Genomic DNA, 7,110 nt, shown 5'->3' with positions numbered 1-7,110 from the left:
ACTGGACTATTTTGATCCGTTATTGGGAGCCAGGTGACTCCCGATCGAGGAACGCGTCGATCTCGGCCGTGGTCGGAGCGGTGTCCGGACCGCGGCGCGTCACCTTGATCGCGCCGGCCGCGTTGGCACGAGTCGCGGCGTCGGGCCAGGGAGCACCCTTCGCGATCTCGGCCACCAGTACGCCTGTGTGGGTGTCGCCCGCGCCGTTGGTGTCGACCGGCGTCTGCGGGAAGCCCGGGAACTCCGTGGTCGCACCATCACGGTGAACGACGCATCCGGCAGGACCATCACGCACGACGATGGTCGCGTCCGAGGACAGCACCGTCGCAACCGCCGAGGCGGACTCACCGATCGGCAGCGCCCCCTCGCCGGGACGTCGCGCCGGTCGGCCCGCCGCGATTCGCGCGAGTCCGTCGGCCTCGTCGGCGTTCCCGCTCCACACCGTGCACAGGGCGAGCACCCGCTCCCGAACAACCTGTTCGAGATCCGCGAAGGGGGCACCGGGATCGAGAACGATCCCGACGCCGTCGGGAAGCGACTCCAACCAGGTCACCAGCGGCGAACAGGTGGGACCCACCAGCGAGTACCCGCTCACGCACACCACGTCGCCCGCCGCCGGAGCCGACGTCGCGAGGCTGTCCACGCTGATCTGCCGCTCCGCGCCCTGCACCGTGATGAACGTCCGCTCGGCGCTGGGCTCAAGCAGCACGAGGCAGGTACCGGTGTCGACCTCAGGCACGGGTGGCGCGCTCACGAGAACCCCGGCCTCATCGAGGACGCTGCGGATCAGGTCAGCGTTCGGGCCCGTCCCCACGCTCCCGGCATGAACGCACGCGGCCCCGGAACGCGCAGCCGCGAGCAGCACGTTGACAGCGCTCGCCGCATACCGCGCCACGGCGGTCGGCACCACGTTGCCACCACGTGGCGGCAGCGACGGCACCTCGAGAACCTCGTCCACGAGCGCCTGGGCGGTGTGGATCACGCGCGGAGCAGCGGTGCCCGTCATGACGCCCTACCGTAGAGGAGGTGATCCCGATCCCCTTGGTCGTCGTCGGCGTGGTGGCCGGCGCTGCCCTGGCGCGAAAGTTCCTCTCGACGCCACCGATGCGCAAGCACGCCGAAGCCCGCGGAGGGTCGTTCCAGGAGCGCAGCGACGAGCTCGCCACCACGTTCACGCTGCCGCCCTTCGTCGACCTGCCCGCGCCGGCCGCCGTGCTCCCCGCGTACCGACCCGTGCGCGTGTTCGACGTCGCCCAGTTCGCCACGTCCGGCTCGCAGACGATGGCGATGCGGGTCGAGGTCAGCGACGGCAGCGCCGAGCCACCCACGTACCAGGTCGTGGCACTGCACACTCGTCAGCACCTGCCGCGCACGATGGTGCGGGCCGGGATCGACGTGTACGTCCTGCCCGGCTACGAGGGCATGCACCGCATCAGGACTCCGAAGCGGTGGGTCCGCGGCGGCATCCTCTCGATCATCTCGGCGGAGCCGGACCGCGCCGCCGACCTCCCCTACGACGCCATCTCCCGTGGTCTCGCCGAGGACCGGATGGCCACGTTCGTCGCCGATGGCGACTGGCTGTACGTCTTCCGCCCCGGAGCGCCCGCGACCTGGCGGATCGCGCCCATGCTGGTGACCCTCGAGCAGTTCGCGCGCGCCATCGAGAACCCGCCCTGGCCCACCGGTGAGGGCCCGCCCTCGTACGTGTACGGACAGGTCTAGGGATGGTCCGCATTGATCAGTGCGTCCCTATGGCTCGTACCGGCCCTCGGTGAGCGATTCGATGTCGAACGCGTCGAGCAACGGGTCAGCCGCATCGGTGAGCGCCTGCAGGAGATCGGCGTTGTCTCCCGCGCACTGGAGGAGACTCGCCTCGGCCACCTCCGTGTCGTTTTCGAGTGCCAGCGCGAACGTCCTGCCACCATCGCAGCCCCCGCCGTCAGCCGCCTCCCAGCCGAACACCCCGGCGAGCTCGCCCGCGTTGTACGCGTCGACCAGATCCTCGACGACGGCGGAGCTCACCTCCTGCTCGTCCCTCGCCGTCTCGTCACCGTAGGAGTCGACAACGATCGTCCCGACGCCGCCCTCGACCGTGAGCGTGAAGCTGCGGTGGTACTCCGGCGGCACCGAGGAGTCGGTGAAGGCATAGGTGATCGTCGTCGCCGCGGGGTCGAACTGATGCTCGGGCGCGAGGCTCTCCGACGTGGTGCTCGGGTCAGGGCCAGAGGGCCCCGGACCACAGCCCGTCGCGAGCGCGACTGCGGCCAGCACCGACGCCGCGCCGGACGCGAGTCGTCTCATCCTGCGTACCTTCCTTCAGTGAGTGTGTCGATGTCGAACGGATCCAGGAGCGGGGCGACGGCGGACGCCAGCTGGGTGCGCGCCTCGGCATTGGTGTCGCCGCAGTAGGTGAAGGAGATCTCGGCGCGGTTCTCGCCGCCATCGAGAACCAGACGCTGGCTGCTGGCGCCGGTGCAGGGCGCGCTCGGGTCGGCCTCGAACACGTCCTCCAGCTCGCCGGCGTTGTAGGCAGTCACGAGGCTCGCGATCGCATCATCGCTGAGGACCTGCTCCTCGATGAGGTCGCCGTCGGGCCTAGTCACGACCACGGTCGCGGCACCGTCGGCAGCGGTCAGCTCGAAGCTCCGCTGGACCTCCGGGGCCACCGAGGCGTCGGTGAAGGTGTACTCCACAGTGGTGGTGGCCGGGTCAAACTCGGCCTCAGGTTCGCCGGTGCAGCCGGCGAGGATCAGGCCCAGTACCGCGATCGGCACCGCCGCGCGCAGTGGTCGTGCAGAGATGTCGAGTCCCCCTGGTCAGTCGTGCGGATCCTCAGCATCGTCTCCGGCCCGGGCTTCTCGGTCAACGGGCAGAACTGCCACCGCACCCGCCGCGCCGTAGACTCCCGTGGTCCGCCGGGCCGCCGCGCGCTGCCCCCTCCACCGGCCTCACGGCCGCACCACCGAGGCCACTGTGACCAGCACCTTCGTTCGCCCCGACGCCACCGATGCGCTCACCGCGCTGCTGCGCGAGCGCGTGCTCGTGCTCGACGGCGCGATGGGCACGATGATCCAGCGGCACGGGCTGAGCGAAGCCGACTACCGCGGTGAGCGGTTCGCCGACTGGCCCAGCGACCTCAAGGGCAACAACGACCTGCTGGTGCTGTCGCAGCCGGACATCATCCGCGGCATCCACCGCGAGTACCTCGACGCCGGCGCCGACCTTGTCGAGACCAACACCTTCAACGCCCAGCGCATCTCGATGGCCGACTACGGCATGGAGGACCTCGCGCTGGAGATGAACGTGGCTGCCGCGGGCCTCGCACGGGAGGCAGCCGACGCCGCCGAGACTGCCGACGGCCGCCCCCGGTTCGTGGCGGGCGCGCTCGGCCCGACGAACCGCACGGCCTCGATCTCTCCCGACGTCAACGACCCGGGCGCGCGCAACGTCAGCTTCGACGAGCTGGTGTCGGCCTACCTCGAGCAGGCCGGCGGCCTGGTCGACGGCGGTGCTGACCTGCTGCTGATCGAGACGATCTTCGACACCCTCAACGCCAAGGCGGCGATCTTCGCCGTGCAGACGCTGTTCGAGCAGCGTGGCCGCCGGTGGCCCATCATCATCTCCGGCACGATCACCGACGCCTCCGGGCGCACCCTGTCCGGCCAGGTGACCGAAGCGTTCTGGAACTCGGTCCGTCACGCCCGGCCCCTTGCCGTGGGACTCAACTGCGCGCTCGGCGCCGACGAGATGCGCCCGTACCTGGCCGAGCTCGGCCAGGTAGCGGACACGTTCGTCTCCTGCTACCCCAACGCCGGTCTGCCCAACGCGTTCGGTGAGTACGACGTCACGCCCGAGGCGATGGCCGGCACCGTCGGCGAGTTCGGCGAAGCGGGCCTGATCAACATCCTCGGCGGCTGCTGCGGCACCACGCCCGACCACATCGCAGCGTTCGCGGACGCCGTCAAGAATGCGGCGCCGCGCGTACCGGCCACCACCGCGCCGGCGCTGCGCCTGTCCGGCCTCGAACCGCTCACCGTCACGGCCGACTCGCTGTTCCTCAACGTCGGGGAGCGCACGAACATCACCGGCTCCGCCCGGTTCCGCCGGTTGATTCGCGACGGCGACTACTCCTCGGCCTTGACCGTCGCCAGGCAGCAGGTCTCCTCGGGCGCCCAGGTGATCGATATCAACATGGATGAAGGGATGATCGACGGCGTCGCGGCCATGGACCGCTTCACCAAGCTGATCGCCTCCGAGCCCGACATCTCACGCGTGCCGGTGATGGTCGATTCCTCCAAGTGGGAGGTGATCGAGGCCGGGCTGAAGTGCGTGCAGGGCAAGCCGATCGTCAACTCGATCTCCATGAAGGAGGGCGAGGAACCGTTCAAGGAACAGGCTCGGCTGTGCCTGAAGTACGGAGCCGCCGCCGTCGTGATGGCCTTCGACGAGGACGGCCAGGCAGATAACCTGCAGCGGCGCCAGGAGATCTGCGCACGGGCGTACCGGATCCTGACCGAGGAGGTCGGCTTCCCCGCCGAGGACATCATCTTCGACCCGAACGTGTTCGCGGTCGCCACTGGCATCGAGGAGCACGCGCGCTACGGGCTCGACTTCATCGAGGCGACACGATGGATCAAGGAGAACCTGCCGGGCGCCCTGGTCTCCGGCGGCGTCTCGAACGTGTCGTTCTCGTTCCGTGGCAACAACGTGGTGCGCGAGGCGATCCACGCCGTGTTCCTGTTCCACGCGATCCGCGCCGGGATGGACATGGGCATCGTCAACGCCGGTGCGCTCGCGGTCTACGACGAGGTGGACCCGCCGCTGCGCGAGCGCATCGAGGACGTCATCCTCAACCGGCGCACCGACGCCACCGAGCGGCTGCTGGAGATCGCAGGCGACTATGCGGGAACCGGGAGCAGCGGGGAGACCGCAGCTGGGCCATCACTAGCCTGGCGCGAGCTGCCCCTGCGCGAGCGCATCACGCACGCGCTCGTCAAGGGCATCGACGACCACGTGGTCGAGGACACGGAGGAGCTGCGGCAGGAGCTCGCCGAGCAGGGCCGGCGACCGCTTGAGGTCATCGAAGGTCCGCTGATGGACGGCATGGGCGTGGTGGGCGACCTCTTCGGTGCCGGCAAGATGTTCCTGCCGCAGGTCGTGAAGTCGGCGCGCGTGATGAAGAAGGCCGTGGCGCACCTGGTTCCCTTCATCGAGGCGGAGAAGTCGGATGACACCGTGGCCAAGGGCAAGATCGTCATGGCCACGGTGAAGGGTGACGTCCACGACATCGGCAAGAACATCGTGGGCGTGGTGCTGCAGTGCAACAACTACGAGGTGGTCGACCTCGGCGTGATGGTGCCGGCACAGAAGATTCTCGACACCGCGCGCGAGGTCGGTGCCGACATCATCGGCCTCTCCGGGCTGATCACGCCCTCGCTCGACGAGATGGTCAACGTGGCGTCCGAGATGCAGCGGCAGGGCCTCACGATCCCGCTGCTCATCGGTGGTGCGACGACCTCCCGGGCGCACACCGCCGTCAAGATCTCGCCCACCTACGAGCACCCGGTCGTGTGGGTGAAGGATGCATCTCGCTCGGTCCCGGTGGTGGCCTCGCTGCTCTCGGATGAGCGGCGGCCGACGCTGATGGCCGAGGTCGAGCGCGACTACGAGGCACTGCGCAAGCGGCACGCCGCCAAGAAGGACGACCGCCCGATCGTGCCGCTGGAGGTCGCGCGCGAACGGCGCACCCCGATCACCTGGGAGGGGTACGAGCCACCGGTCCCGGCCCAGCTGGGCCGCCAGGTGTTCGTGCAGTACCCGCTGGCCGAGCTGCGCGAGTACATCGACTGGAGCCCGTTCTTCTCCTCGTGGGAGCTGCGGGGGCGGTTCCCGGACATCCTCAACAACCCGGCCACCTCCGAAGCGGCACGGAAGCTGTGGGAGGACGCGCAGACGATGCTCGATCGGATGATCGGGGAGAACTGGATCCGCGCGAACGGGGTGATCGGGCTGTTCCCGGCTTCCGCGGTGAGCGCGGGCGGCGACGACATCCTGGTCTACACCGACGAGACCCGCACCGAGGTCCTGACCACGCTGCACCACCTACGCCAGCAAGGTGAGCACCGTGAGGGCATCCCGAACCGGTGCCTCGCTGACTACGTGGCCCCGATCGAGACCGGGATCCCGGACTACATCGGCGCGTTCGCCGTGACCGCGGGACTCGGCGCGGGCGAGAAGGTCGCCGAGCTGAAGGCCGAGCTCGACGACTACTCCGCGATCCTGCTGGAGTCGCTCGCCGACCGGCTCGCGGAGGCGTTCGCCGAGCGCCTGCACCAGCGTGTGCGCACCGAGTTCTGGGGCTACGCGCCGGGCGAGGACCTCAGCAACGACGCCCTCATCGGCGAGACCTACCAGGGCATCCGCCCGGCGCCCGGGTATCCCGCGTGCCCCGAGCACACCGAGAAGGAAGCGATCTGGGACCTGCTCGACGTGCAGCAGACCACTGGCATCGAGCTCACCGAGTCGATGGCGATGTGGCCGGGCGCGTCGGTCAGCGGTTTCTACTTCTCGCACCCGGAGTCCCGGTACTTCGTGGTGGGTCGCCTCGGCCGCGACCAGGTAGCCGAGTACGCCGAGCGCAAGGGCTGGCCGCTCGCCGTCGCCGAGAAGTGGCTCACCCCGAACCTCGGGTACGAGCCGGAGGACTAGGGGCGCGTGTCTTCGTAGGGTGGTCACATGACGAGCGCCTACTTCGAGCGGCTCGATGAGTCCACGTTCCGCCCCACCGAGCACGTGGGCGGGGCGTGGGTGGAGAACGAGCAGCACATCGCGCCGTCGTTCGGTCTCATCGCGCACGAGATCGAGCGTCACCGCGACGCACGCCGCGACGACACCCTGCCGCTGGGCCGCGTCTCGTACGACATCCTCGGCCCGGTGCCGGTCGAGCCTGTCGAGGTTCGGGTGGAGGTACTGCGCCCAGGGCGCACGGTCGAGCTCGTGCAGGCCACGCTCGCGCACGCCGGCCGGCCGGTGGTGCTCGCGCGCGCCTGGTTGATGGCCGGCTACGACACCGCGGCGATCGCCGGCGGCGGGCTCGATCGGATCCCCGCC

At 69.5% G+C, this 7,110-nt stretch carries 6 protein-coding genes; 3 read left to right on the top strand and 3 right to left on the bottom strand.

The features are described 5' to 3' along the window. Positions 1-19: 19 nt before the first annotated feature. Positions 20-1,006 (bottom strand): PfkB family carbohydrate kinase, encoded by a 987-nt coding sequence (locus ACOJSN_RS19465; protein ID WP_420114142.1) that lies wholly within the window; start codon positions 1,004-1,006, stop codon positions 20-22. Positions 1,007-1,026: 20 nt separating this feature from the next. Between ACOJSN_RS19465 and ACOJSN_RS19460 the strand changes: the two genes are divergently transcribed. After that, positions 1,027-1,722, top strand: a complete 696-nt coding sequence (locus ACOJSN_RS19460; protein ID WP_420114141.1) for a hypothetical protein — start codon at positions 1,027-1,029, stop codon at positions 1,720-1,722. Between the two features lie 27 nt (positions 1,723-1,749). On the opposite strand, the gene ACOJSN_RS19455 is transcribed toward ACOJSN_RS19460, so the two are convergent. Beyond that, the gene (locus ACOJSN_RS19455; RefSeq protein WP_420114140.1) at positions 1,750-2,301 is read right to left on the bottom strand and encodes a hypothetical protein; all 552 of its coding nucleotides are present in this window, start codon (positions 2,299-2,301) and stop codon (positions 1,750-1,752) included. After that, on the bottom strand, positions 2,298-2,774 hold the full coding sequence (locus tag ACOJSN_RS19450; RefSeq protein WP_420114139.1) for a hypothetical protein: 477 nt from the start codon (positions 2,772-2,774) through the stop codon (positions 2,298-2,300). Before ACOJSN_RS19450 ends, ACOJSN_RS19455 begins: the two co-directional genes overlap by 4 nt. 283 nt (positions 2,775-3,057) lie before the next feature. On the opposite strand from ACOJSN_RS19450, the gene metH reads away from it, so the two are divergent. Both metH and ACOJSN_RS19440 read left to right on the top strand, forming a co-directional pair. Further along, positions 3,058-6,708, top strand: coding sequence for a methionine synthase (gene metH, locus ACOJSN_RS19445; RefSeq protein ID WP_420114143.1), 3,651 nt, complete (start codon positions 3,058-3,060; stop codon positions 6,706-6,708). A 27-nt stretch (positions 6,709-6,735) separates the two neighbouring features. Then, on the top strand, positions 6,736-7,110 hold a 375-nt coding region (locus tag ACOJSN_RS19440; RefSeq protein WP_420114138.1), incomplete at its 3' end, for an acyl-CoA thioesterase domain-containing protein.

The organism is Pseudactinotalea sp. (assembly GCF_048594945.1).
Lineage (GTDB): Bacteria > Actinomycetota > Actinomycetes > Actinomycetales > Beutenbergiaceae > Pseudactinotalea.
The sequence above is the reverse complement of the archived record's forward strand: the minus strand, read 5'-3'. Positions and strand labels throughout refer to the sequence as shown.

What these genes read in the sequence shown, in the direction of transcription:
- ACOJSN_RS19465 (WP_420114142.1), bottom strand. Translation starts at nt 1,006, where the DNA reads ATGACGGGCACCGCTGCTCCGCGCGTGATCCACACCGCCCAGGCGCTC.
- ACOJSN_RS19455 (WP_420114140.1), bottom strand. Translation starts at nt 2,301, where the DNA reads ATGAGACGACTCGCGTCCGGCGCGGCGTCGGTGCTGGCCGCAGTCGCG.
- metH (WP_420114143.1), top strand. Translation starts at nt 3,058, where the DNA reads ATGGGCACGATGATCCAGCGGCACGGGCTGAGCGAAGCCGACTACCGC.